A 24,046-nucleotide genomic window follows, 5' to 3' on the forward strand; every position below is an offset into this window, starting at 1 on the left:
AGCGTTTATGAAAGTATTCAAAGCAGTCATAGGAGCGATCCTTGCAGCGACGGTCAGTATCCCGTCCGTTGCACAGGAAAATACGAACAACCGCTCTCCGCAAGTAGGTCGAGCACCGCGCAACACCGAGGTGGAACAGACCACTACTCTATCCAATCGTGCTCAGGAATTCAACAGACGTCTGACACAGAAGACCGACAATGCCCCTTGGAGGCGAGTCGTGTACCGACGCGTAGACCTGATGGAAGAGTCCAATGCGGTACTCTATTACCCACCCCGTCCTATTGGTGATCGCAAGAATCTCTTCAGCACGATATTCGGACTCATCAATTCCAACAGCCTCGATGTGTATGAATATCTGGATGGATTCGAAGCCTTCACAGACCGGTACAAGATCAAGTTCCAAGAGTTTATGGACAGGTTTGGCATCTATTACCAGCCGAGTACGAACAAGAATGCGGAGCTATTCAAGGTGGCTGATAGCGACATTCCCTCGGCAGAAGTCAAAGCCTACTACGTAAAGGAGGAATGGTACTTTACTCCGACCAATAGCGATGTGGACATTAAGATTCAGGCCATTTGCCCGATCATGACCGGCCAGGACGAATTCGGCGAAGTACGCAATCAGCCTTTGTTCTGGATTCCTTACGAAAATATCCGCCCCTATATCGCTCGTGAACGAGTGATGCTTAGCAGTCTGAACAATACGCGCAATTCGACGATAGACGATTTCTTCCGTCTCAATCTCTACAAAGGCGACATCGTTAAGACAGAAAATCTGCACAACCGAGCTTTGGCCGAATACTGTCCTACGCCCGACTCCATGAAGATGGAGAGCAAACGCATCGACAAGGAATTGCAAGGCTTCCGCGATGGACTCTATGTGACACAGGATACCACATGGATGAAGCAGGCGGAGACAAAGAAAACCAAGGGAAAGAAACGGGAAAAGACCCGCGGCAAAAACATCACCAGCCGAACACGCGGACAAAGCGAGGGAGCAGCTGATAATACAGAGGCCGTCGAGCCCAAAAAGCAGAAAGCTGCCAAAGCTTCTAAAAATAAAGCTGCGACCCGCTCGGTTCGCCGCCGCAAGTAATACAGGAACAATTATTCGGGGATGTGTCAAAAACAAACTTTGGCATATCCCCTTTTTGTTTGAAGAAGTAGGTAATGTGCTAAAGGCTTAGACTAAGAGTGTTCGGACTGCACATATATTGCGACCTATACTCGTAATCGAACGTAACCCCGTAGACTGTCCCTTTTATCAAGCTGTCTCTTTTCTGTCGTGAATCCATATCTATCCCTCTTCCTCACCTTTTTCCGTATCGGCGGATTCACCTTTGGTGGAGGTTATGCCATGCTGCCACTGATCAAGGCCGATATAGTGAATAAGCACCACTGGTTATCGGAGGAGGATTTTCTGGATCTTTTTGCCGTTGCACAATCCCTGCCCGGAGTCTTTGCCGTCAATATATCCATCTTCGTAGGCTATCGCCTCAGAGGATATGCCGGAGCAGCCGTTTGTGCCTTGGGGACTATTCTTCCCTCGTTCCTGATCATTCTGGCTGTAGCCATGTTCTTTGCACAGATGAGGGACAACAAGATCGTTGCGGCCATTTTCCGAGGATTGCGTCCTGCTGTCATTGCTATGATCGCAGCTCCGGCCATCTCTACGTGGAAAGCCATGAAGATGAAAGCCGTTTCACTCTGGATCCCGATCCTTGCTGCTCTTCTTGTCTGGTACGCCGGAGTATCTCCCGTGTGGATTATCCTCGTTGCCGCGGCTTTGGGTATCCTCTATAGTCGTTACATCCGCTATCGTATTCGGAATATGCATTCCTGATCAAACTCTTTCGAGCCGATGATTTATTTGCAGCTTTTCTGGGTGTATATCAAGATCGGGCTATTCGGTTTCGGTGGAGGCTATGCCATGCTGTCGCTGATTCAGGATGAAGTGGTAAACCACTACGGTTGGATCACGGCACAGGAGTTCACGGACATTGTTGCCGTCAGCCAGATGACACCCGGCCCCATCGGTATCAATAGTGCCACATACATAGGCTATACCGTCACAGGCAATGTATGGGGATCCGTCTTGGCTACGGTAGCCGTCAGCCTGCCATCTTTCGTTTTGGTATTGATTATTTCGGCCTTTTTTGCACGATTCAGACGCAACACCTATGTCGATGCCGCCTTTACTATGGTGCGTCCTACTTCTGTTGGCTTGATCGCAGCTGCAGCACTGTTGCTCACGTTCCGTCCGGATTTCATTTCTGTTTTGTTCACCACAGGCTCGGCAAGCCTCGATCAGGTAGTCGTACAGGAGAACTTCACCGATCTTTGGAGCATCCTCCTGTTCCTGCTTTCCTTCCTCGTCACCGTCAAGAAGTGGCTCCATCCTATCCTCACGATACTGCTTGCCGGTCTCGCCGGTTTGCTGATATACGGCTTCTGAAAAAAGCTGTGCCATAAAAGCGAATTATGACACAGCCCATCTGACCGATTCAGTATTTCACAAACAAACTCTATCCCAACGGAGATCTACAAATGATGATATCCGTTGAAAGGAAACGAACCTACAGGTTTAGAGCGTCCTAATATCTTCAAGACGGTTCATCCAACCTCTGAAGAAGCGTTTGTTGGTATGCCTTAGCAATTCGCGTTCGGTAGCCTTGCGTCCGATGCGATCCTCGTATCTTTTAATGCTTCTTGCCGTAATGTCCTCTAAGAACTTACGACGTGCATCGAAGATGGACTCAAACAGCTCATCGGGATCTGCACTATTGACAGCCTGCAAAGTCTTTTTGCCCACCATTCCATCAGCTTTCACACCGAGTATCCTTTGAGGAATAACAATACCATGCTTACCTGAACCCCAAACCCAATCGACAAGGATGTTAGCCACCTTTTGAGACTCGATTAAATCTGCTTTCCAACGATCCCAATAAAATGGTTTCAAGACACGATTCAGGACGTCATCATCAGTTAGCAACTTGAGATCCTCGACATCTATATCCTCATCGCCATCCTTGTCATAGCCGACTCTTCTCCAAGTCGCTATCGTTACGCCTTTGTTTGTTGCTCCTCCTGCATCGGCAGGATCATGGACAAAACCGCCTTCCCATTTCAATATATATGGGAGCAATAACTTGACATTTGCCATCTTTCTTTAACCTCTTTGTGTTCAACATAAATCAACTTCCAAAAGCCATTCGGCATCGTCTCTCAAAAAGCTCGTTCCACAGTCCTCCCGTCATTCCACCGACTGCATGAACCTTCATTTTCAGAACCTTATCCCTAAGGCTCTATTTCTCCCTTAAAGATAGCGATTATCTATCTTAAAGACAAGCAAGAATTCTTCTAACGGATGGAAAGCCGGAATCAAAAAGCGGAACCGGAATCGAGCCAATCGTGGTGCGTGTTTTCGAAAATTTACGAACGAGAATTTTCTCACTTTGGCGCGTAAAATTTTTACTTCTCGAACCAAAACAAAAAAATTCCCGCGCCACGTTTTCCAGAACGCTAAATGACTATTTTCTCGAACGAGAATGCATAAGGACTCCGACACAAAAGAAACAGTTGCAGGACTCAACTCAGGAAAGAAACATTTTCAGAGCTCCAATCTACGGAAATGTCGTATATCTTTGTATTCAAAGACATAAACTCTATGAAACGCCCCCTACTCTACCTCATTGTCATTGCTCTGACCATCCTATCCTCAACGGCTCAGACCACAGATGATCTGAGCCGAATGCAGACTCTGATCGATCGTATGGCTTACACAGAGGCCCTGGCATGGGCTGATAGTTGCGGTCTCGAAGACGAACAAGCCCTGCATCTCCGAGCCAAAGCTCTCAGCGAACTGGGGCGGCATCCCGAAGCCTTTGCCGTCTACCAAAGGATCATACGGATAGATCCTCTCGATGCTTTAGCTTATCGTTTGGGGGCAGCGTTGCAGATCGATATGCAGGACTATGCCACAGCGATCGAAATGCTGCATCAAGGCTATGAACGCACATCCGATATTCCCATGGGGTACGACTTGGCCAAACTGCTCGTCTACATCGGACAGGACTCCACGGCATTGGTCATCACAGACAGTATCTTACGACAGGATTCGCTCCCTCCCGTCATTCGCCTTAGGGCAAAAGCCCTCAACAAACGACAACAACCTTCTCAAGCAATAGCACTATTGGAAGAGCAGATGCTTCGGGACTCTACCGATTTCCTTACCCTGATCGATCTGTCTACCCTGTACGGACAGGTGGGAGAAACGCGCCGACAGGAACGGGTGACAGCACGCTATCTGCAAACCGACTCGCTGAATACGGCCGTGCTTCTGGCCCATGCCGAATCCATGATGATGCTACAGGAGGCGGACAGTGCCCTGCATGACTATGAGCGGATCATCGGTCGAGGCCATTTCCCCACTTCTTTCAAGGATCTCTTCTATTGCGGTTTGGCATACTACAAAGCCGATAAGTGGACCATAGCCGAAGAGTGCTTCAGACGAGCCGACGAATCCGCCTACGAACAAAACTACCTGACCAAATACTACTTGGGCATGTGTGCCTATCGCCAAAAGCTGTGGGAGGAAGCGGAAAAGCGGTTGCAGAAGGCTCTTGATCTGGTCGAACCGAAAACGGACAGACTCACCGATGTACATACGATGCTGGGGCAATGTGCCAATGAACAAGGGCGAACGGAAATAGCCATATCCCATCTGCGCTATGCCATAGAATACGATAGCGGCAACAGCGAGGCCTGCCTGCTCCTCGCCCAATGCTTCGAAAAGACCGGCAACCGCACCGGTGCAATCCACATGTACCGGCGTGTCCTCGACAAGGAAAGAGCAAGTACAGCGAAAAACGACATCAAGGGCTTCCGCCGATTGGCAGAAGCTCGGAGCAGGCTATCCCTCCTGAAAGCCAGCAATTCGGAGGACGAGGAAACGCTATAAACATGGCGTATATACATTGTTCGGAACGATCCGAAAGGGAAATGATCATTCGCGATCATATTGTTTCGGGCTCATTGCCAAAATTTCACATCCCCATGTAGCCATTTGATTCTTAGATGTTTCGGCTGAGATCTTCGTGCCGTTTCTTCTCCGCCGATAACTTCCGATAACGGCCCATTCACACTCCTCGAAAAGGGAGCACGGAATCCCCATTTTTGGGGAGAATTAATGTGTTTTGGGGCTACTTTATTACCTGAGTTAGCAAGATTTGTGTATTTTTGCCGCATCATTAGAGTTGTTCGCCTTAGACAATCAATCAAAAAGACAACCACATTTGCCTAACTATTTGAAATGGGCGAGATTATCAGTCATAGCGGAGTTGTCAGCCGAGTGGAAGCCGACAAGATAACGGTATGTGTGCAGCAGAAAAGCGCATGCGCCGGTTGTCATGCCGCCGGCTATTGCTCCTCTACAGACTGCAAAGATCGATATATTACCGTAATGGGACCCGCACCTGACATCCGCGAAGGTGATCGGGTTTTGCTGGAAGGTCATAGTGCCATGGGACGCCTTGCTGTCGTCCTCTCTTTCATTGTTCCTTTGATTTTGTTGCTGCTTATGCTCGTCCTGACCATCAGTATTCTGAGGCTTGACGAGGGCATGAGTACGCTCATCTCACTGGGGGCTTTGGGGGTGTACTACCTGATCCTCCGGTTATTCAACGGCAAACTGAGCCGACGTTTGGTATTTACTATTCGAAAAAATAATCAGTAACAAACAAATATGATACTTACTACTGTGATTGTTTTGGCCACAATCGGTGCCATTGGTGCACTGGTTTTGTTTTTGGCCGCAAAGAAGTTCGAGGTCAAGGAAGATCCACGCATCGGACTGGTTGCAGAGGTACTCCCTCAAGCCAACTGTGGGGGATGTGGCTTCCCCGGATGCTCCGGTTTTGCCAATGCCTGCGTCAAAGCCGAAAGCCTCGAAGGACTGCTCTGCCCCGTAGGGGGAGCAGCGGTGATGGGGCAGATAGCCGACATCCTCGGCATGGCTGCGGCTGCTCAGGATCCGAAGATTGCCGTGGTTCGTTGCAATGGCAATTGCGATGCTCGTCCGCGTACGAACCTGTACGATGGAGCCTCCAGCTGTGCAGTAGCCGCTTCGCTATATAGCGGAGACACGGGCTGTAGCTTCGGCTGTCTGGGATTGGGCGACTGTGTGGATGCCTGCGGATTCGATGCTATCCGCATCAACCCGACAACCTTGCTGCCGGAAGTGGTGGAGGATGCTTGTACGGCATGTGGTGCATGTGTCAAGGCCTGTCCCAAATCGATCATCGAGCTCCGGAAGAAAGGGCCTAAGAGCCGTCGTATCTTTGTCAGCTGCGTGAACAAGGACAAAGGCGGTGCCGCCAAGAAAGCTTGTAGCAATGCATGTATCGGCTGCTCGCTCTGCTTGAAGCAATGCCAATTCGAGGCTATCACCATCGAGAACAACCTCTCGTACATAGACCACACCAAGTGCCGCATGTGCCGCAAGTGTGTGGACGTATGTCCCACGAATGCCATCCACGAGCTGAACTTCCCACCGAAGAAGAAAGTGGAGCCGGCTGTCGCCACAGAAGCTGCCGCACCGGCACAAGAGACTGTCTAAGGAATAAATAACAACAAAGACCACATAGAATTATTATGTTGAGGACTTTCCGAATCGGTGGTATTCACCCCCCCGAAAACAAGTTATCGGCAGGCAAGCCCGTAGAGGTGTTGCCTATCCCCTCACAAGTAGTCATCCCTCTTGGTCAGCACATCGGGGCACCGGCAACTGCCACGGTCAAGAAAGGGGATGAAGTTAAGGTCGGGACTATCATTGCTCAGGCCGGAGGATTCGTATCAGCCAATATCCACTCATCTGTGTCGGGTAAGGTGCTGAAGATCGATAACGTATACGACTCAAGCGGCTATCCCAAGCCCGCAGTCTTCATTAACGTAGAAGGCGACGAATGGGAAGAGGGCATCGATCGCTCACCGGCCATCGTCAAAGAATGCAATCTGGATGCAAAAGAAATCGTAGCCAAAATCTCTGCTGCCGGCATCGTGGGTCTCGGTGGTGCTACCTTCCCTACCCATGTGAAGCTATCCCCTCCTCCGGGCAACAAAGCCGAGATCCTGATCATCAACGCCGTAGAGTGCGAGCCCTATCTGACGAGCGACCACGTCCTTATGCTGGAGCACGGCGAAGAGATCATGATCGGCGTGAGCATCCTGATGAAAGCCATTCAGGTAAACAAGGCCGTTATCGGAGTTGAGAATAATAAGAAAGACGCTATCGCTCACCTCACCAAACTGGCCGCTGCATATCCGGGCATAGAGGTAATGCCGTTGAAGGTGCAATATCCTCAAGGTGGTGAGAAGCAGCTGATCGACGCAGTGATCCGCAAGCAGGTAAAAAGCGGTGCCCTGCCTATCAGCACAGGTGCCGTAGTACAAAACGTGGGTACGGTATTCGCCGTATACGAAGCGGTACAGAAGAACAAGCCTCTAGTCGAGCGCATCGTGACGGTCACAGGCAAAAAATTGTCTCGTCCGTCTAACCTCCTCGTTCGTATAGGTACTCCTATTGCGGCTCTGATCGAAGCAGCAGGTGGCCTGCCGGAGAATACGGGTAAGATCATCGGTGGAGGTCCGATGATGGGACGCGCCCTGTTGTCACCCGATATACCTGTGACCAAAGGCAGCTCCGGAGTATTGATTCTCGACAGAGAAGAGGCAGTCCGCAAGCCTATGCGCGACTGTATCCGATGCGCCAAGTGCGTCGGAGTGTGTCCGATGGGACTCAATCCGGCTTTCCTGATGCGCGACACCTTATATAAGAGCTGGGAAACAGCGGAAAAAGGCAACGTGGTTGACTGTATCGAATGCGGTTCGTGCAGCTTCACCTGTCCGGCCAACCGTCCTCTGCTGGATTATATCCGCCAAGCCAAGAAGACTGTGATGGGTATCCAAAGAGCACGTAAGCAATAAGAAAGGAAATAAGCGATGGAAAATAAAATTATCATTTCTCCTTCACCGCACATCCACAGCGGAGACAGCATCAAAAAGAATATGTATGGCGTGCTGATTGCCCTCTTGCCAGCCTTGGCCATGTCGGTATATCAGTTCGGGATCGGTGCGGTGATCGTAACGGCAGTGTCCGTTCTTACCTGTTGCATCGTGGAATTCCTGATCAGCAAATATATGCTGGGCAAAGAGCCGACCATCATGGACGGCTCAGCGATCTTGACCGGCGTATTGCTGGCTTTCAACCTGCCGAGCAACCTGCCCGTTTGGATCATTATCATCGGTGCAGTAGTAGCTATCGGATTGGGCAAGATGTCCTTCGGTGGCTTGGGAAACAACATCTTCAACCCCGCTTTGGTCGGTCGTGTATTCCTGCTGATCTCTTTCCCTGCCCAGATGACTCTCTGGCCTACCGAAGGGCAGATGACTTCCTATATGGATGCCGAGACGGGTGCTACCCCCCTCGGTCTGATGAAAGCGGCGATGAGTGGCGACACCTCGGCTTTGACCAATATCCCCACCGACCTGCACATGTTTATCGGTGAAGCCGGTTCTTTGGGTGAAGTCAGTGCTATCGCGTTGCTTCTCGGATTGGTCTATATGCTCTACAAGAAGATTATCACGTGGCATATCCCCGTGTCTATCTTCGCATCCGTGATCGTATTGGCAGGCATTCTGCACTTGGCCAGCCCGACATCTTTCCCCGCTACTCCGTGGTTCCACCTGTTCTCCGGTGGTATGATGCTCGGAGCCATCTTCATGGCTACGGACTATGTGACTTCGCCGATGACCAAGTCCGGACAGATCCTCTATGGCTGTCTGATCGGCTTGCTCACGGTTGTGATCCGTACATTCGGGGCTTATCCGGAAGGGATGTCATTCGCCATCCTGATTATGAACGGCATGACACCTCTGATCAATACTTATATGAAACCTAAACATTTTGGAGGAAAGAACAAATGAAAAAGCTAAAATCGTCACTCCCCAATATGTTGCTCTCTTTGACGGGCTTCTGTATCGTTGTTTCCGCCGCCCTCGGCATGATGAACGAAATAACGAAAGAGCCCATTGCAAAAGCGGAAGTGGATGCCAAAGTGGCTGCTATCAAACTGGTAGTTAATGCCTTCGACAACAATCCGTACGAAGAGAGATTCGAAGTTGATGTAGATGGAGCCAAGCTCACCGTATTCCCGGCAAAAAAAGGGCAGGAAGTAGTGGGTTACGCAGTGGAAAGCTATACGGACAAGGGCTTTAGCGGTAAGTTCACAGTGATGTACGGATTCGATATGGACGGCAAAGTCCACGACTTCTCCGTACTCAGCCACAGCGAAACACCCGGTCTGGGAGCCAAGATGCAAGAGTGGTTCCGAACGCCGGCCAAAAAAGAAGGACTGATCCAAGATGTACGCGGTGTACAGATGAGTGATACTCCTCTGACTGTTTCCAAAGACGGCGGTCAAGTGGATGCTATCACAGCCGCGACGATCAGTAGCCGAGCCTTTTTGGATGCTATGGATCGTGCCTACAGAGGTTTCAAAGCCGCTCAAGGCAGTGCCGGACAGACTGAGGCAACTGTCGATACTACTCAGGCTGATTCTACGATGAATACTAACACAGATAATACCGAAGCGCAATGAGTAAGAATTTGAGTGTTATTATAAACGGCATTGTTAAGGAGAATCCGATATTCGTACTTCTCCTTGGTATGTGTCCCACGCTGGCCACCACAACGTCGGCCATCAATGGTATGAGTATGGGATTGGCTACCATGTTTGTGCTTATTTGCTCCAACATAGTGGTATCCTTGGTCAAGAATCTCATCCCCGATATGGTACGTATTCCGGCCTTTATCGTGATCATTGCCGGCTTCGTGACGGTATTGCAGATGCTTATCAAGGCTTATATGCCTGATTTGGACAAGAGCCTCGGTATCTTCATCCCGTTGATCGTAGTAAACTGTATCGTACTTGGTCGTGCCGAAGCCGTTGCTTCCAAGAAAGGCCTCGTTCATTCTATATTTGACGGTATAGGTATCGGATTAGGTTTTACCCTCAGTTTGACGCTTTTAGGTACCGTCCGCGAACTCCTGGGCAGTGGCAAGCTATTCGACTTTACGATCTTCAATGAATCCTACGGAGCATTGGTTTTCGTATTGGCTCCCGGAGCTTTCATTGCATTGGGCTACCTGATTGCCTTAGTGAACAAGTTGAAGAAAAAAGCATAACCCACTTAAGTAATTGGCATTATGGAATTTTTCATGTTATTCATAGCGGCGGTTTTCGTTAATAACGTCGTGCTGTCGCAGTTCCTCGGTATATGCCCATTCTTAGGCGTATCGAAGAAGGTGGACACCTCAATCGGTATGGGTGCTGCCGTGACTTTCGTATTGGCACTGGCTACATTGGTTACATTCCTGATCCAGAAGTTTGTTTTGGATCGTTTCGGATTGGGCTTCATGCAGACCATTGCATTTATTTTGGTTATTGCCGCCTTGGTGCAGATGGTGGAGATCATACTCAAGAAGGTATCTCCTCCTCTCTATCAGGCACTGGGTGTATTCCTGCCCTTGATTACAACGAACTGCTGTGTGCTCGGTGTGGCTATTCTGGTTATCCAGAAAGATTACACCCTGCTCCAGAGCTTCGTCTATGCAGTATCCACGGCTATTGGTTTCACCCTGGCGATGGTAACCTTCGCGGGTATCCGTGAGCAGCTCGAAATGACCAACCTCCCCAAAGCCATGAAGGGAATACCTTCGGCTCTCTTGGCTGCCGGTATATTGGCTATGGCTTTCATGGGCTTCAGCGGTATCGCTTAACGAGCAAAGGATAATAAGAAATAAGAGAGAGGGTATGCCCATCGCGGTGCATACCCTCTCTCTTGTTTTTTATTGTGACTTAGTCGCCGTATGGAGAACCTACCCGAACACTGTCTGCTAAATCTTTCTCGTTCAGCTGTGACAAACGTAAACCATCAGTGAGAATATCGGCCGAAAGATAGTAGTGGCTTTCTCGTTCAGTTGCGAAAAAAGTAAACCCGTTCCGAAAGATTGTACCGACCTGAAGAGAAAAAGACGGAGGCTTGGAAGGATTACGGATGAGGCACGACTACTTGGCTACTCGCTTTCGGAAGCCTTCGTTCATCACAGTCTTGTAAGAACCATCTCCATCGGACAAAATAAGCATATAGTCCACACCGGAGAACTCGGCAGCAATAGCAGCTACTTGCTCCGAACCGACCACCATAAAAGTAGTAGCCAAGGCATCAGCCGTCATACAGTCAGGAGCAACGACTGTGGCACTCAGCACATCCGTCTGCACGGGATAGCCGCTAAGCGGATCGATCGTATGCGCATACTTCTTGCCATCCCGGACATAGAAGTTCCGATAGTTGCCCGATGTCGCCAAGCCCCCTTTTCCACTAAGCTCTACGATGAGTTCGAACTCCTGCATCGCCACTCCCAGACTGTCATCCTGCGGTTTACTTACTCCTATGCGCCAAGGCTTGCCTTGAGGATTGAGTCCGTTGAAAGCAACCTCTCCTCCGATCTCCACCATATAGTCCCCGATCCCATGAGCGGCCAAGGCTTCGCCCACCAGATCCGAAGCATATCCTTTGGCAATGGAAGAAGTGTTCAGCGTAATGCGCGGATCATCCTTCACAACCGTCTCGCCCTCCAATCGCACTCTTCGGTAACCGACAAAGGCCTTGATGCTGTCGATCAACTGTGCAGTCACGTCCTCTTTATGTTCGAAACCGAATCCCCAAGCATTGATCAGCGGAGAGCAAGTAATATCGTAAGAACCGCCGGAAATGGCAGCAATCTCCTGCGCCCGACGAAATACCCGGCGGAACATACTGTCAGTCCTGACCGGAAGATTCCGATTCACTCCGGCAATGATACTGGTACTGTCGAACGGATTAAGGGAGTGATTGAAAGCTGTGAACACGCTATCCACTCGCTGCGAATGATCTGCCCCTCCCTTATATTTGATATGATAATAGGTATGGAATATCTCCCCCTGCAATACCGTATAGGCAGGTGCTTTCCGGCAAGAAAAAAAAGCCGCACCGAGAACGATCATTCCCGGAACGGCCACTAAACCTAACCAACGTTTCATAATTTCTCGAAGCTGACTACCTCTTCGATGGATTTGCGATTGAAAGCCTCACGCGGAGGCACAGTCGGATCGCCATAGCCGAGAGCCAATATGGAAACAGGTGTCATGTGCGAAGGAATGTCGAAGAACTCCGAACAAAGAGCTTGATCGAAAGCACAGACCCACGTACATCCGAGTCCCAGACTATGTGCTTCCAGCATCATATAAGTCATGGCAATAGAGGTATCGATGTCTACGGAATCACCTGCTCCTCGCTTCCATGCCCTTTGATGATCGCCAAGCGTAATGATATAGATGGGTGCACCCGGGAACCAAGGTTGTTGGGAACAGGGAGCCAAACGCTTGCGACCCTCTTCTTCCCGAACCACGAGGAAATGCCACGGCTGGTAATTATGCGCCGAAGGGGCTATGCGTCCGGCTTCGAGGATGGCCATCAACTTCTCTTCCTCCACAGGACGATCAGTAAACTTGCGTACGGATCTGCGTGTGCGGAAGAAATCTTCTATCAAACGAAAATCTTGAGGAATCTGTTTCATTATATCTCTTTCTCTATTTTATAGTTGTTTCTGTCCGAAGCCTGACGGCTGATCATCTCACCGACAAATCCGGTCAGGAACAGTTGTGTGCCGATAATCATCGCCGTCAGTGCGATGAAGAAATAAGGCCGATCCGTCACCAAAGGAGCCTGCGTATGCATGATTATGGCGGACAATTTATTGACAAGGACAACGGCCAAAGCTATGAAGCCGATCAGGAACATACCCGAACCGAGCAACCCGAAGAAATGCATCGGCTTGCGTCCGAACTTGCTGATAAACCAAAGCGTAAGCAAATCCAGATAGCCATTGAAAAAACGGCTGATACCGAACTTGCTCGAGCCGTATTTGCGCGCCTGATGCCGTACCACCTTCTCGCCGATACGTCCGAAGCCGGCGGATTTGGCCAAGTATGGAATGTAACGGTGCATATCGTTGTACAACTCGATATTCTCCACGACCTCGTGCCGGTATGCTTTCAGGCCGCAATTAAAATCGTGCAGCTTGATGCCGGACAGCTTTCGGGCAGTAGCATTGAAAAGCTTCGAGGGCAGATTCTTACTGAACAGGGGATCGTACCGCTTGCGCTTCCAACCGCTTACCAAGTCGTATCCTCCTTCTATCACCATCCGGTACAGCTCAGGGATTTCATCCGGGCTATCCTGCAAATCGGCATCCATCGTTATGACTACCCGCCCCTGTGTACGGGCAAAACCACACTGGAGACCGGCCGACTTGCCATAGTTGCGGCGGAACTTGATTCCTTTGACCTCGGGATGCTCCGCTCGCAAACGTTCGATCACACTCCAAGAGCCGTCCGTACTCCCGTCATCTACGAAGACGACCTCGTAGGAATAGCCATGCTCATTCATTACACGCCTGATCCAGGCAAAAAGTTCGGGGATCGACTCGGCCTCGTTCAGCAGAGGGATTACTACAGAAATATCTATCATAACGAATGCATATTGTCCGACGCAGCCTTTCTTTTCAGGATCAGCCCTACCGGAATGGAGAACAAAGCTCCCCAGAAGAAATTGGAAGAGATGTCATTGATCACACGCGACATGGGGCGTACCCTGAGCATCTGCTCCATCACCTCGCGCCACTCATCGGTACCGAAGAGTTGGGTCATAAGGTCGGAGGACTGCTCCAGCTGTGCCATAATATCGGGCATGTGTGCCGGCATTATCTCGGCATAGAAATAGTAGTGAGGGATGGAAACCAATACAGCGGCGAAGAGATAGAGCAAAGTGGAAAACTGCCATCCATGCATAAAGCTGAAACGCATCTCTTGCGGCAGCACGTTCCGATAACGCTTAGTCAGTATATAAGCCAGAAAAGGGACAAAACAGGTGAGCGGAATATACAGCAGCAGCAAGAAAGGAATCCGGAATGCCAATATCACGCAGATGTACTTTAGACACCAGAATGCACCAAAGATCAAACCCATCAAAGCACTGAGGCGAAAAAGATTGCTTCTATCTTCCATATACTATTACATTAAAAAACGGCTTTCCATGCGCCAAAAATACAACATTAGTCCGACTCATCTGCCCTTGCAGCCTCCTTATAGTCAAAATAGCTTTGGCAGATTCCACGAAATATCTTGCATAAAAAAGAAAATCGACTTAGTACCAAACAGAGAAATGGAAGAGAAAACTTATGAACTTTTTATAAGACATCCATTCGATGTAAAAGATCGGGAAATCGGAGCAATTATAGTTCTTGAACAAAGTTTCATCTAATACCAAATAGTTGAGATTCTTGATCCGCTAAATCGAATTAGTTGAGGTAAAACAATAAATAAGAACTCTCTGTTATAAAATTACAAGGCACCTCAAATCGTGCCAGATAAAACATTATGAATACAAAAATAGAAACACTAAAGGATGCCCTTGCGCATCGTCACTCTCACTATGCTATTCACCCAGAATGGGTGGTTTCGCGTGAAGTCGTCGAAGAATTTCTCGGCCACGTACTGCAAACAGTTCCTTCTGCTTTCAATTCCCAACCTGTACGGATGGTATTGCTTACTGGTGAAGCTCATGATACCCATTGGAAACTTGTTGAGAATGCCTTGAGTTCCATAATGGGGCAGGAAGCCTATGAAGCGAATACAGCATCTAAATTACGTCAGGCTTTTGCAAATGGGATCGGCACTATTCTCTTTTTTGATGTGCCATCCATAACAGAAAATCTTCAGGCCTCTTTCCCTGCTTATGCCGGAAATTTCCCTCTTTGGGCACAACAAACGCAAGGCTCACACCAGCATACGGTATGGATGGGTCTCGACTCGCTCGGCTTCGGTGCAAACTTACAGCACTATATCGGTATGGTTGACAATGACATCAAAGCTCTTGCCGGCGTCGATCCTTCTTGGATCTTGACTGCCCAAATGCCTTTTGGCAAACCTATCACAGAAGTCAAAGCTAAAGACAAATTACCCCTTACTGAGACGTTAATTATCAAGTAAAAACGAGGATTCTCCTCGTTTTCTTCCCTTTTTAGAAAAACGAAAATAAAAAAAGCGAAACATTCCAGTTTCGCTTTTTTTATTTAGATCGTAGATTGTGTTAGTCCCATTTGTCTGTGCTTGATACTGCATATTTTCCTCCTCCGGTGAAGAACAATGCCAATGCTCCAAACAGGAATAGTCCGGGAAGTTCTGCCGCCCATCCACCATATTGAGTTAAGCTGACAATAGAGTGCCCTCCTAACCATATAATAGCTACACAATTAAACACAAATGCAAGTGCGGCTAATCTAGTCCTTACACCCAGGACCAAGAGCAAAGGGGCGATTACCTCTCCAATATAAACTCCATAGGCTATAAATGGAGGCAACCCCTTTGATGTAAGCATCCCTTGTATAGGATCTATGCCTCCGGTAATTTTTGCTATTCCATGCAACAACATCATTAAGCCTAATGAAAAGCGTAAAATCAAAATCCCCAGTTCTTTATTCTTATCCATCTTCGCGCATTAATTTCTAAAATGATTCTTACGTTTAATACTCTCAAAATTTCATAGGCACCTCCATTAGCAGTATCTCTGTGCCGGGGGTGTCTGATGTAACAGACAAGCTATCCACATCCCAAATACCGAAACCATCTCTAGAACTAAGTTCTTGTCCGGCAATAGTAGCTTTTCCGTTTATGATGAAAGCATATATACCATTCCCTTTAGATTTTATCTTATATTCAGTAGTAATGCCTTCATCGAATTTTCCCAGATGGAACCATGCATCCTGATGTATCCAGACTCCTTCGTCATTCTCGTTCGGAGATAGTATTTGTCTGAATTGATTGAGCATGTCATCTGTTCTTAGTGTCCTTTGGTCATAACGAGGGGCTACGTTCTGTTTGTTGGGGAAGATCCAGATTTGTAAAAATTTTGTCAGACGATCCTTGTTTTTGTTGTATTCGCTGTGTTGAATACCGGTTCCCGCGCTCATAACCTGAATGTCGCCTTGCTTGATCACGGCAATATTTCCCAATGTATCCTTATGCTCAAGATCGCCCTCTAATGGAATACTAATGATCTCCATGTTGTCGTGAGGGTGCTTATCGAAACCTCTGCCTGCAGCCACAGTGTCATCATTGATTACTCGAAGAGCACCGAAATGAATACGTTCGGGATCATAATAATTGCCGAAGCTAAATGTGTGAAAGGATTGCAACCAGCCAAAATTGACCCTGCCACGAGTTTCTGATTTATGAATCACATAGTTTTTCATCTTACCAATCGTTTTTGTGTTGTTATTTTGATTTCAGCGTTGGCTCTAACGACAGACTTCCGAGTTATATCACGAGGAGTACAACAGCCGAATTAGCAGCCCCTGTGTTATACACTCTGTATGTGAAATAAGCAGCCTAACGCAGTTAAAACATGAATTATGAGAAAAAAGTTTTAACCAGACTCCCGGATTGAAAGAGAAAACGAATTCAATTAGACCGCTTATTTTTGTCTCATGATCAAATCTTCCCAAGCAATCGATATTCTTTCCCTCTTTCGCCGGCACAACGGCGTGCAGGCTTTGACGAAAGCCCTCGGCCGAGAGAAGTACGTAGCTCTCGACGGGCTTTGCGGGTCATCGGCCGCCCTTATAGTGAAACTGCTGCACGAATCCGGTCGCCCTGTCCTGTGCATTGCTTCGGATATGGAAGAAGCGGGCTACCTCTTCTCCGATTTGGAGCAACTCGGAGGAGAGGGAAGCGCACTTTTTTTCCCCTCTTCCTATAAGCGAGCCATCAAATACGGGCATACCGATGCGGCACAACAGGTACTTCGTGCCGAGGCTTTGGCCGCTCTTTCGATGGACGGTAGCTGTCCGCTTGTCGTCTCTTATCCCGAAGCCGTGGCCGAACGCGTGATCGCCGGCAGCATACTGGAGAAAGAGATGCACAGCATCCGTCAGGGAGACCGGTTGGATCGGGATTTTCTCAGAGACCTTCTATTGGAATGGGGCTTCGAACGAACCGATTACGTCTATGAGCCGGGGCAATTTGCCGTGCGAGGCAGTTTGCTGGACGTGTTTTCTTTCAGCCGCGAGCTGCCGGTACGCCTCGACTTCTTCGACGACGAGATAGAAAGCATCCGTATCTTCGAAGTGGAGAGTCAGCTCTCGGTGGGGACGCTGTCCGAAGTCGTACTGATGCCTGATGTGGCAGGAGATGCTCGTGCCGAGGAGTGTCTGCTCGGCTTATTCCCGAAGGATACGATCATCGTATTGCCGGACAGGCCGTTTCTGGAGGATCGTCTGCAAGCGGTGTTTACCGATGCTCCGCTCTTCGATGACGGCGAAGGATTCGGATCGCTCGAAGCCATGCAGGAGCGGCTCACATCGCCCGGGGAGCTGATGGACAAGCTGAATGGCTTCACGACCATCGCCACCGGCAGCGGCAGGAGCGGCAATTACCGTATCGGCTTCAAGACGCAGCCGCAACCTCTCTTTCACAAGAATTTCGATCTGCTCATCGACCAACTGGAACAATGGCGAGATGCCGGCTACAGACTGCTTTTGGCCACAGCCTCGGATAAGCAGTACGCCAGAGTGGAAGAGATCCTTTCCGAGCGTGGAAGCTCCTCGCTCCTTCCGGAAAGGGTATCGCTCACCTTACACGAGGGTTTTTCGGACGAAGCTCTTCGGATCGCTCTGCTTACGGATCACCAGCTTTTCGATCGTTACCACAAGTACAACCTCAAAAGCGACAAAGCCCGTTCGGGGAAAGTGACCCTCTCGCTCAAGGAGCTGAACCAATTCTCTCAAGGCGACTATATCGTGCATATCGATCACGGTATCGGCCGCTTCGGAGGCCTTATCACGACCGATGTGGGAGGGAAGCGGCAGGAAGTAATCAAACTCATTTACCGCAATAACGATATTATATTCGTCAATCTGCACAGCCTTCATAAGCTGTCCAAATACAAGGGCGGCGACAGCGATGCGCAGGTAGAACTGAGTCGCCTCGGCACGGGAGCCTGGCAAAAGCTCAAAGAGAGGACCAAAAAGCGAGTCAAGGATATTGCTCGCGATCTGATCCGCCTCTATGCCCGAAGGAAAGAAGAGCGAGGCTTTGCATTCAGTCCGGACAGCTACCTACAGCACGAATTGGAAGCCTCTTTCCTGTACGAAGATACGCCCGATCAGGAGCGTGCCACGGCAGAGGTAAAAGCCGATATGGAAAGCGATCGTCCGATGGATCGGCTTATCTGCGGCGATGTCGGTTTCGGCAAGACGGAGGTAGCTGTTCGTGCTGCATTCAAAGCCGCCACAGACGGCAAGCAGGTGGCGATACTCGTGCCCACCACCGTACTGGCCTATCAGCACTATCAGACGTTCAGGGACAGGCTGCAAAATTTCCCCGTGCGCATCGAATACATATCCCGCGCCCGTTCGGCCAAGGATATTAAAGCGATTCTGCACGACTTGGCAGAAGGACGGATCGATATCATTATAGGGACGCACCGCCTCGTGAGCAACGACGTCAAATTCCACGACCTCGGCCTGCTGGTAATCGACGAAGAGCAGAAATTCGGTGTGGCAGTGAAAGAAAAACTGCGCAAACTGCAGGTCAATGTCGATACGCTGACCATGTCTGCCACGCCTATCCCCCGTACTTTACAATTCTCTCTGATGGGCGCACGCGACCTCTCGAACATCAACACTCCTCCGCCGAATCGCTATCCCGTTGCCACCGAATTGGCACGGTTCAGCCCCGACATTGTTCGGGAAGCTGTCAATTTCGAGATGTCACGCAACGGACAGGTCTTCATCGTTCACAACCGAATAGACAATATAGAAGAGATCGCCGACATAGTACAACGCGAAGTCACCGATGCACGCGTGGCAGTGGGGCATGGCCGTATGTCGCCCACAGAACTGGAACGGCTTATCCTCGATTTCGTCCATTACGAGTACGATGTATTGGTCGCCACTACAATCATAGAAAACGGTATCGATGTGCCTAATGCCAATACCATCATCATCAACGATGCCCACCGATACGGTCTGAGTGAGCTGCACCAGCTTCGCGGACGAGTGGGACGGAGCAACAGGAAAGCCTTTTGCTATCTCTTGAGTCCGCCGCTCAGTGTCCTGAGCGACGATTCGCGCCGTCGCCTCCAAGCTATCGAAAACTTCAGCGACCTCGGCAGCGGTATCCGTATCGCTCTTCAGGATTTGGATATACGTGGTGCCGGCAATGTGCTCGGTGCCGAGCAGAGCGGATTCATTGCCGACTTGGGATATGAGACGTATAGCAAGGTTTTCAATGAAGCCGTTTCCGAACTCAAAGCGGACGAGTTTGCCGATCTTTATGCAGAAGAAGCTACTCCTTCGGCTTCCCGGTTTGTAGTGGAGACAACTGTCGAAAGCGATTTGGAGCTTTCCTTCCCCGAAGAATATGTGCCCTTGGATTCGGAACGCATTCTCCTCTATCGGGAGTTGGACAATCTCTCCACGGACGAGGAGCTCGAAGCATTCCGACGCCGTATGCAGGACCGTTTCGGCAAGATTCCGCCCGAGGGAGAGGAGTTGATACGAGTGCCCCGATTACGCCGGCTTGGCCGTTCGCTCGGTATAGAGAAGATCGTATTGCGTGGAGGACAGATGAGCTTCCATCTGGTCGGCAAGGAAGACAGCCCTTACTATCAGAGCGAAGTATTCGGTATGCTGTTGGATTATATCGCAGCGCACACACGTCGGTGCGAGATTCGTCAGTCCGGAGGAAAGAGGATCGTTCGCTTGCGCGAGGTGCCCGATGTGCTCACCGCTTGCGAACTCTGTACGGCTATTTCCGCCCAATCGTCAGCGGAAAGGATAGAACTGTAGTCCGACTGCAAACTCAAATCCCCGGTAAGGTACGGTAGCTCTCTTTTTGAGAATTGACCAACCGGACGTCTCTTCGACAAGGTGATAGACTGCCTCGCCGAGCTGGTACCCTGCATGTGCTTCTACTCCCATACGGTGAGATAATTCGTGCGCCACTCCTATACGGAACGCCGGTTGGAAACTCGAACGCCGGCGTAGCTTCAAGAGCATTTCTCCCTGCTCGTCTTGAGCAGCAGTAAAAACGGTACGAAACAGTATTGAAGGAACTGCCTCCGCCCAAAGGAAAGCTCTCTGCCAGGGGTGCCATTGCACGCCGGCGGAAAGACCGACTGAGATCTCCGGAGCTACGAAGACCTTTGCCGACCTTTCTCGCGTAAGGATTTTCAGCTTCTCTGTCGAGACGCTGAACTGCGATCCGATTCGTACCCAGCGAGCAAAGCTTGGATTGAAGGTCGTCTTCAGGTTCATGCCGAAAGCATCGGTACGTTCCACTGTCTTGCCATCAAAGTCCATATGCCGGCTGATGTATCTATTCCCGGTAGAAAGAGAAATGACCATGCTCTCCAGAGTCCCTTCCTGTTTCTCAGTCAGCTTGTAGTTGTAGCCCGTAGGATCGCGGAAGATCAGATCGCTGATCCAATAGCCTAATTCTCCGACCAATATCCCTACGGCAGCTCCACAAAGCACATCGCTGGCCCAATGCCGATTGTTCACGATGCGACTGATCCCCGTAAGGGAGGCTACAGTATAGCCCGCCACGCTATACCAAGGGCTTCGGGAGCCGTATTCGAGATGAAAAAGAGTGGCGCAGGCGAAAGCCGTTGCCGTATGTCCCGACGGGTATGAATTGGCAGCGGTGCCATCCGGACGCAACCGTCCGAACGAATACTTTCCGGCATTGACCATTCCACCCATAAGTGCCATACCCAAAGCATCCGATACAAGCATCTTTCCCCATGATTTACTACGTCCCTTATAGCCCAATCCCCTCATCGTAAGTTGTGCCATAAGGGGAATGAGCTGAGTCACGTTGTCTATCTTGGTATGAAAACTGCCGGCACCGGTAAAGCGAAGCTCTCGGATATTGTCATCCACGTTGAAAGTAAAGAGAGACGCAGCCACAAGAGGCAGGGAATGCCGCAACGTGTTTTTCATCGGTTTTACATGGTAAATACCGATGGCAGGAGGAAACATTTTGGTCGAATCGGATATGCAAGTCGTATCTGCCATGTTGTCGGATGGAGACGATGCTTGCAAATGGAATGGGAGAGCAAGTAAGAGAGCAAGCAGGAGTATAAAGCTTTCTCGATTCATAATGCCTTCGGAATTAAGGCATGGAGCGTTTGTGCGGATATTATTCGCACAGCAGGCCTTATCATTCCCCTTTTTTCGGAAGAGCTGTACTATCCTTCTTAAAAACTTTCGAGTAGTAGCGGCAGAATGGTGCTATGCCACAGTCTGCACACTTGGGCTTGCGAGCCAGACAAACGTACCGTCCATGCAGGATCAGCCAGTGATGGGCTTTCGGTATCAGTGCATCCGGAATATAGCGAACCAATTCTCGCTCCGTCTCCAGTGGCGACTTCGAGCCGGTAGTCAGGCCTATCCTTTCGGATACTCTGAATACGTGCGTATCTACGGCCATGGCCGGTTTGCCGTAGACAACGGAGGCTATCACATTGGCTGTCTTACGGCCTACGCCGGGCAGTTTGGTCAGCTCCGACACCTCGTCCGGCACCACTCCTCCGAAATCGGAGCAAAGCTTCTGTGCCATCCCGACCAGATGTTTCGCTTTGCTGTTCGGATAGCTGATACTTCCTATATAAGACAGCAAATCCTCTGCCGTGCTCCCGGCCATATCCTTTGCTGTCGGATAGGCAGAGAAGAGAGCCGGCGTCACCATATTGACACGCTTATCGGTACATTGTGCCGAGAGGATAACGGCCACCAGCAACTGGAAAGGATCCCTGTAATGCAACTCCGTTTCGGCCACCGGCATATGCTCGGTGAACCAATCAATAACAGCTTTGTATCGCTCCTCCTTGCGCATCCGATACCGGTCAAAGGGTTAGTGTACGCTCTTGAACTGTTCCAAGAAGTTGAGGTCGTTCTCAGAAAAGAAGCGGAGGTCCTTGACGCGATACTTGAGATTGGTGATACGTTCGATACCCATACCGAGTGCATAGCCGCTGTATTTCTTGCTATCTATGCCGCAGTTGTCCAATACGTTGGGATCCACCATGCCGCATCCGAGTATTTCCACCCATCCCGTATGCTTGCAGAAGTTGCAGCCTTTGCCCCCACATATATTGCAGGAGATGTCCATCTCGGCAGACGGTTCGGTAAAGGGGAAATAAGAAGGGCGAAGGCGTATTTTGGTTTCGGCTCCGAACATTTCCTGCGCGAAGTAGAGAAGCACCTGTCGCAGATCCGCGAAAGAAACATCCTTGTCCACATACAGTGCTTCCACCTGATGAAAGAAGCAATGCGCCCGATAGGAAATGGCTTCGTTTCGGTAGGTGCGCCCGGGGCAAATGACACGAATCGGCGGTTGTGTCTTTTCCATCACACGGCTTTGGACACTGGATGTATGCGTACGAAGGATGACATCGGGGCGATGCTCGATGAAGAATGTATCCTGCATATCGCGGGCGGGATGGTCTTCGGCGAAATTCATCGAAGAGAATACGTGCCAGTCATCCTCTATCTCCGGCCCGTCGGCGACACTGAAGCCGAGTCGGGCAAAAATCTCGCAGATCTCCTGCTTCACCAGAGAGATCGGATGGCGTGTGCCCAGTCTCGTCGGATATGATGTTCGTGTCAGGTCGGTTTCTTCCGAAGCCTGTGCAGAGCCTGCCTGTGCCTGCTCGCGAAGGGAGTTGATGTGCTCCTGAGCCTTGTTCTTCAGCTCATTGAGCAATTGTCCTATTTGTTTTTTCTCTTCGGATGGCACCAGTCGGAAGTCATCGAACAGACGGGATATTTCTCCTTTCTTGCTGAGATACTTGATTCGCAGGGCTTCGGCTTCCTCTACAGTGGCTGCCACACACTGACCGATTTCTTGTAGGAGTTGATTGATTCTTTCTTTCATATCGTTGGCGATAGAAGTGCTGTTTGTATGTATAGGAAAAACAAAGGTATAGGATTTTCCATTACCTTAGTTCCGATAATTTACAGACGAGAAATCAGATTCTCTTCACTAATACCGAACAGAAAATGAGAAGTAAAATCTTTTTCTCCCTCTTGATGGCCATCGTTTTCTCGAGTGGGGGATGCAAAACGAATCGGACCAACAGTCCCACAGAAATGACGCAGACTCATAACCAGAAGCCCCAAAACAATTTCCCGAAACCCATCCTCATCGGAGGTGAAGACCGCCACGACCAAGATGGCTTAGCCCCCATGACACCGGCCATGGCATTGGCTCCGATCATCATCTACAAGACGCGAGGCGACTATCGCAATCTCGTGCCTATTACCCTCTCGACTGACAAAAAGGATGTGGTGGCACGTCCTGCCCCTTCCGATCTTCGGTGTGGCGATGTTCTCTGCACTCCGGTGGAGCTGGCTGACGGCTATCTGCTCGACCGCCGTGGCGTAGGCCCGACTTCGGCTTTCGTCGAATACACGTATGAGCAGTACTTTGCCATCAAAGGTATTCCCTCCCAGAGCGACCTTTTGCAGAGGATCGTGGATGCGGATCCTTTCACGGAACTCTACCGCTGCGACCGTAGCCGCTGCAATCCGAACGACATTAAATCCATGAACGCCTACATCAAAGCCGGAAAACCCGGAGCCGTATCGCTCAAATAAAGGAGTCTGCGGGATCTTTCCTTCAAGAGAAAACTCTTGGTTTTTTTGCAAAAACTCACAATTAGCAGGGCGTTGATGTGTCGGAGAGCAGCTTTTGTCTGATAGATCTTTCCTCCGCTATGGTTGACGTGTACTGAAAAAAGTTGACAGTGGGCGGGATGCAACCAGTATCCATTATGGGCAAACATTTAAGCAACTTTGAACGCCTTGCCATCCTAGAGG

At 49.8% G+C, this 24,046-nt stretch carries 27 protein-coding genes; 16 read left to right on the forward strand and 11 right to left on the reverse strand.

Annotated elements, in window-relative coordinates; genetic code table 11:
- Positions 1-7: 7 nt before the first annotated feature.
- The 3 genes from porN (at position 8) to HQ49_RS06180 (ending at position 2,458) form a co-directional block, all read left to right on the forward strand.
- Entirely contained in the window at positions 8-1,099 is a 1,092-nt protein-coding gene (gene porN / locus HQ49_RS06170) for a type IX secretion system ring subunit PorN/GldN (RefSeq protein ID WP_039418953.1), read from the forward strand.
- 189 nt (positions 1,100-1,288) lie between these two features.
- Entirely contained in the window at positions 1,289-1,846 is a 558-nt protein-coding gene (locus HQ49_RS06175; RefSeq protein ID WP_039418955.1) for a chromate transporter, read from the forward strand.
- Positions 1,847-1,864: 18 nt separating this feature from the next.
- Positions 1,865-2,458 carry a chromate transporter gene (locus HQ49_RS06180; RefSeq protein WP_039418957.1) on the forward strand — a complete coding sequence of 198 codons (594 nt, stop codon included), beginning with the start codon at positions 1,865-1,867 and terminating at the stop codon, positions 2,456-2,458.
- A 129-nt stretch (positions 2,459-2,587) separates the two neighbouring features.
- On the opposite strand, the gene HQ49_RS06185 is transcribed toward HQ49_RS06180, so the two are convergent.
- Both HQ49_RS06185 and HQ49_RS12715 read right to left on the reverse strand, forming a co-directional pair.
- Positions 2,588-3,166, reverse strand: coding sequence for a glycoside hydrolase family 108 protein (locus HQ49_RS06185; protein ID WP_039418959.1), 579 nt, complete (start codon positions 3,164-3,166; stop codon positions 2,588-2,590).
- Between the two features lie 153 nt (positions 3,167-3,319).
- Positions 3,320-3,457 (reverse strand): hypothetical protein, encoded by a 138-nt coding sequence (locus HQ49_RS12715; protein ID WP_230587176.1) that lies wholly within the window; start codon positions 3,455-3,457, stop codon positions 3,320-3,322.
- A gap of 1 nt (position 3,458) precedes the next feature.
- Between HQ49_RS12715 and HQ49_RS12150 the strand changes: the two genes are divergently transcribed.
- The 9 genes from HQ49_RS12150 (at position 3,459) to HQ49_RS06230 (ending at position 10,840) form a co-directional block, all read left to right on the forward strand.
- On the forward strand, positions 3,459-3,533 hold the full coding sequence (locus HQ49_RS12150; RefSeq protein ID WP_230587856.1) for a DUF1661 domain-containing protein: 75 nt from the start codon (positions 3,459-3,461) through the stop codon (positions 3,531-3,533).
- 137 nt (positions 3,534-3,670) lie between these two features.
- Entirely contained in the window at positions 3,671-4,963 is a 1,293-nt protein-coding gene (locus tag HQ49_RS06190) for a tetratricopeptide repeat protein (protein WP_039419040.1), read from the forward strand.
- A 351-nt stretch (positions 4,964-5,314) separates the two neighbouring features.
- Complete coding sequence (locus tag HQ49_RS06200; RefSeq protein ID WP_018964242.1) at positions 5,315-5,737, forward strand: SoxR reducing system RseC family protein; 423 nt, start codon at positions 5,315-5,317, stop codon at positions 5,735-5,737.
- 9 nt (positions 5,738-5,746) lie between these two features.
- The gene (locus HQ49_RS06205) at positions 5,747-6,619 is read left to right on the forward strand and encodes a Fe-S cluster domain-containing protein (RefSeq protein ID WP_018964241.1); all 873 of its coding nucleotides are present in this window, start codon (positions 5,747-5,749) and stop codon (positions 6,617-6,619) included.
- A 35-nt stretch (positions 6,620-6,654) separates the two neighbouring features.
- Entirely contained in the window at positions 6,655-7,986 is a 1,332-nt protein-coding gene (gene rsxC / locus HQ49_RS06210) for an electron transport complex subunit RsxC (protein ID WP_039418963.1), read from the forward strand.
- A gap of 15 nt (positions 7,987-8,001) precedes the next feature.
- Positions 8,002-8,985, forward strand: coding sequence for an RnfABCDGE type electron transport complex subunit D (locus HQ49_RS06215; RefSeq protein ID WP_039418965.1), 984 nt, complete (start codon positions 8,002-8,004; stop codon positions 8,983-8,985).
- Positions 8,982-9,659 (forward strand): RnfABCDGE type electron transport complex subunit G, encoded by a 678-nt coding sequence (locus HQ49_RS06220; RefSeq protein ID WP_039418967.1) that lies wholly within the window; start codon positions 8,982-8,984, stop codon positions 9,657-9,659. Before HQ49_RS06215 ends, HQ49_RS06220 begins: the two co-directional genes overlap by 4 nt.
- Positions 9,656-10,246 carry an RnfABCDGE type electron transport complex subunit E gene (locus HQ49_RS06225; RefSeq protein WP_039418969.1) on the forward strand — a complete coding sequence of 197 codons (591 nt, stop codon included), beginning with the start codon at positions 9,656-9,658 and terminating at the stop codon, positions 10,244-10,246. The genes HQ49_RS06220 and HQ49_RS06225 overlap by 4 nt, the downstream gene beginning before the upstream one ends.
- Positions 10,247-10,267: 21 nt before the next feature.
- A complete protein-coding gene (locus HQ49_RS06230) occupies positions 10,268-10,840 on the forward strand; it encodes an electron transport complex protein RnfA (RefSeq protein WP_039418970.1) in 573 nt (190 codons plus the stop codon).
- 289 nt (positions 10,841-11,129) lie between these two features.
- Here the strand turns inward: HQ49_RS06230 and HQ49_RS06235 are convergent, their stop codons facing one another.
- Genes HQ49_RS06235 through HQ49_RS06250 form a run of 4 tightly spaced genes read right to left on the reverse strand, consistent with a single transcriptional unit; the run spans position 11,130 to position 14,168 of the window.
- Positions 11,130-12,143 carry an FAD:protein FMN transferase gene (locus tag HQ49_RS06235; RefSeq protein WP_039418971.1) on the reverse strand — a complete coding sequence of 338 codons (1,014 nt, stop codon included), beginning with the start codon at positions 12,141-12,143 and terminating at the stop codon, positions 11,130-11,132.
- On the reverse strand, positions 12,140-12,679 hold the full coding sequence (locus tag HQ49_RS06240; protein ID WP_046200285.1) for a nitroreductase family protein: 540 nt from the start codon (positions 12,677-12,679) through the stop codon (positions 12,140-12,142). Before HQ49_RS06240 ends, HQ49_RS06235 begins: the two co-directional genes overlap by 4 nt.
- On the reverse strand, positions 12,679-13,629 hold the full coding sequence (locus HQ49_RS06245) for a glycosyltransferase family 2 protein (protein ID WP_039419044.1): 951 nt from the start codon (positions 13,627-13,629) through the stop codon (positions 12,679-12,681). The genes HQ49_RS06240 and HQ49_RS06245 overlap by 1 nt, the downstream gene beginning before the upstream one ends.
- Entirely contained in the window at positions 13,629-14,168 is a 540-nt protein-coding gene (locus HQ49_RS06250; protein WP_039418973.1) for a DUF4199 domain-containing protein, read from the reverse strand. Before HQ49_RS06250 ends, HQ49_RS06245 begins: the two co-directional genes overlap by 1 nt.
- Positions 14,169-14,196: 28 nt before the next feature.
- On the opposite strand from HQ49_RS06250, the gene HQ49_RS11675 reads away from it, so the two are divergent.
- On the forward strand, positions 14,197-14,424 hold the full coding sequence (locus tag HQ49_RS11675; protein WP_039418974.1) for a hypothetical protein: 228 nt from the start codon (positions 14,197-14,199) through the stop codon (positions 14,422-14,424).
- 116 nt (positions 14,425-14,540) lie between these two features.
- Positions 14,541-15,152 (forward strand): nitroreductase family protein, encoded by a 612-nt coding sequence (locus HQ49_RS06260; protein WP_039418975.1) that lies wholly within the window; start codon positions 14,541-14,543, stop codon positions 15,150-15,152.
- Between the two features lie 100 nt (positions 15,153-15,252).
- On the opposite strand, the gene HQ49_RS06265 is transcribed toward HQ49_RS06260, so the two are convergent.
- Together HQ49_RS06265 and HQ49_RS06270 are read right to left on the reverse strand one after the other, a co-directional pair.
- Entirely contained in the window at positions 15,253-15,651 is a 399-nt protein-coding gene (locus tag HQ49_RS06265; RefSeq protein ID WP_039418976.1) for a DoxX family protein, read from the reverse strand.
- 43 nt (positions 15,652-15,694) lie between these two features.
- Positions 15,695-16,414 carry a pirin family protein gene (locus tag HQ49_RS06270; protein ID WP_039418978.1) on the reverse strand — a complete coding sequence of 240 codons (720 nt, stop codon included), beginning with the start codon at positions 16,412-16,414 and terminating at the stop codon, positions 15,695-15,697.
- A gap of 234 nt (positions 16,415-16,648) precedes the next feature.
- On the opposite strand from HQ49_RS06270, the gene mfd reads away from it, so the two are divergent.
- On the forward strand, positions 16,649-20,011 hold the full coding sequence (mfd, locus tag HQ49_RS06275) for a transcription-repair coupling factor (protein ID WP_039418979.1): 3,363 nt from the start codon (positions 16,649-16,651) through the stop codon (positions 20,009-20,011).
- Here mfd and lpxE read toward each other — a convergent pair.
- The 3 genes from lpxE to pheS form a co-directional block, all read right to left on the reverse strand.
- Complete coding sequence (lpxE, locus tag HQ49_RS06280) at positions 19,988-21,325, reverse strand: lipid A C1-phosphatase (protein ID WP_039418980.1); 1,338 nt, start codon at positions 21,323-21,325, stop codon at positions 19,988-19,990. The genes mfd and lpxE overlap by 24 nt on opposite strands.
- 61 nt (positions 21,326-21,386) lie before the next feature.
- Positions 21,387-22,061, reverse strand: coding sequence for an endonuclease III (nth, locus tag HQ49_RS06285; RefSeq protein ID WP_039418981.1), 675 nt, complete (start codon positions 22,059-22,061; stop codon positions 21,387-21,389).
- Between the two features lie 18 nt (positions 22,062-22,079).
- Entirely contained in the window at positions 22,080-23,102 is a 1,023-nt protein-coding gene (gene pheS, locus HQ49_RS06290) for a phenylalanine--tRNA ligase subunit alpha (RefSeq protein ID WP_039418982.1), read from the reverse strand.
- Positions 23,103-23,227: 125 nt separating this feature from the next.
- Here pheS and HQ49_RS06295 point away from each other — a divergent pair, with 125 nt between their 5' ends.
- On the forward strand, positions 23,228-23,824 hold the full coding sequence (locus HQ49_RS06295) for a hypothetical protein (protein ID WP_235290075.1): 597 nt from the start codon (positions 23,228-23,230) through the stop codon (positions 23,822-23,824).
- Positions 23,825-24,046: the final 222 nt, after the last annotated feature.

The organism is Porphyromonas gulae, from assembly GCF_000765945.1.
GTDB classification, from domain to species: Bacteria; Bacteroidota; Bacteroidia; order Bacteroidales; family Porphyromonadaceae; genus Porphyromonas; species Porphyromonas gulae.

What these genes read in the sequence shown, in the direction of transcription:
- HQ49_RS06260 (WP_039418975.1), top strand. Translation starts at nt 14,541, where the DNA reads ATGAATACAAAAATAGAAACACTAAAGGATGCCCTTGCGCATCGTCAC.
- HQ49_RS06225 (WP_039418969.1), top strand. Translation starts at nt 9,656, where the DNA reads ATGAGTAAGAATTTGAGTGTTATTATAAACGGCATTGTTAAGGAGAAT.
- HQ49_RS06220 (WP_039418967.1), top strand. Translation starts at nt 8,982, where the DNA reads ATGAAAAAGCTAAAATCGTCACTCCCCAATATGTTGCTCTCTTTGACG.
- nth (WP_039418981.1), bottom strand. Translation starts at nt 22,061, where the DNA reads ATGCGCAAGGAGGAGCGATACAAAGCTGTTATTGATTGGTTCACCGAG.
- HQ49_RS06190 (WP_039419040.1), top strand. Translation starts at nt 3,671, where the DNA reads ATGAAACGCCCCCTACTCTACCTCATTGTCATTGCTCTGACCATCCTA.
- HQ49_RS06240 (WP_046200285.1), bottom strand. Translation starts at nt 12,679, where the DNA reads ATGAAACAGATTCCTCAAGATTTTCGTTTGATAGAAGATTTCTTCCGC.
- HQ49_RS06270 (WP_039418978.1), bottom strand. Translation starts at nt 16,414, where the DNA reads ATGAAAAACTATGTGATTCATAAATCAGAAACTCGTGGCAGGGTCAAT.
- HQ49_RS06295 (WP_235290075.1), top strand. Translation starts at nt 23,228, where the DNA reads ATGAGAAGTAAAATCTTTTTCTCCCTCTTGATGGCCATCGTTTTCTCG.
- rsxC (WP_039418963.1), top strand. Translation starts at nt 6,655, where the DNA reads ATGTTGAGGACTTTCCGAATCGGTGGTATTCACCCCCCCGAAAACAAG.
- pheS (WP_039418982.1), bottom strand. Translation starts at nt 23,102, where the DNA reads ATGAAAGAAAGAATCAATCAACTCCTACAAGAAATCGGTCAGTGTGTG.
- HQ49_RS06265 (WP_039418976.1), bottom strand. Translation starts at nt 15,651, where the DNA reads ATGGATAAGAATAAAGAACTGGGGATTTTGATTTTACGCTTTTCATTA.
- HQ49_RS06235 (WP_039418971.1), bottom strand. Translation starts at nt 12,143, where the DNA reads ATGAAACGTTGGTTAGGTTTAGTGGCCGTTCCGGGAATGATCGTTCTC.
- HQ49_RS11675 (WP_039418974.1), top strand. Translation starts at nt 14,197, where the DNA reads ATGCGCCAAAAATACAACATTAGTCCGACTCATCTGCCCTTGCAGCCT.
- HQ49_RS06205 (WP_018964241.1), top strand. Translation starts at nt 5,747, where the DNA reads ATGATACTTACTACTGTGATTGTTTTGGCCACAATCGGTGCCATTGGT.
- porN (WP_039418953.1), top strand. Translation starts at nt 8, where the DNA reads ATGAAAGTATTCAAAGCAGTCATAGGAGCGATCCTTGCAGCGACGGTC.
- HQ49_RS06185 (WP_039418959.1), bottom strand. Translation starts at nt 3,166, where the DNA reads ATGGCAAATGTCAAGTTATTGCTCCCATATATATTGAAATGGGAAGGC.
- HQ49_RS06180 (WP_039418957.1), top strand. Translation starts at nt 1,865, where the DNA reads ATGATTTATTTGCAGCTTTTCTGGGTGTATATCAAGATCGGGCTATTC.
- HQ49_RS06250 (WP_039418973.1), bottom strand. Translation starts at nt 14,168, where the DNA reads ATGGAAGATAGAAGCAATCTTTTTCGCCTCAGTGCTTTGATGGGTTTG.
- mfd (WP_039418979.1), top strand. Translation starts at nt 16,649, where the DNA reads ATGATCAAATCTTCCCAAGCAATCGATATTCTTTCCCTCTTTCGCCGG.
- lpxE (WP_039418980.1), bottom strand. Translation starts at nt 21,325, where the DNA reads ATGAATCGAGAAAGCTTTATACTCCTGCTTGCTCTCTTACTTGCTCTC.
- HQ49_RS06230 (WP_039418970.1), top strand. Translation starts at nt 10,268, where the DNA reads ATGGAATTTTTCATGTTATTCATAGCGGCGGTTTTCGTTAATAACGTC.
- HQ49_RS06215 (WP_039418965.1), top strand. Translation starts at nt 8,002, where the DNA reads ATGGAAAATAAAATTATCATTTCTCCTTCACCGCACATCCACAGCGGA.
- HQ49_RS06200 (WP_018964242.1), top strand. Translation starts at nt 5,315, where the DNA reads ATGGGCGAGATTATCAGTCATAGCGGAGTTGTCAGCCGAGTGGAAGCC.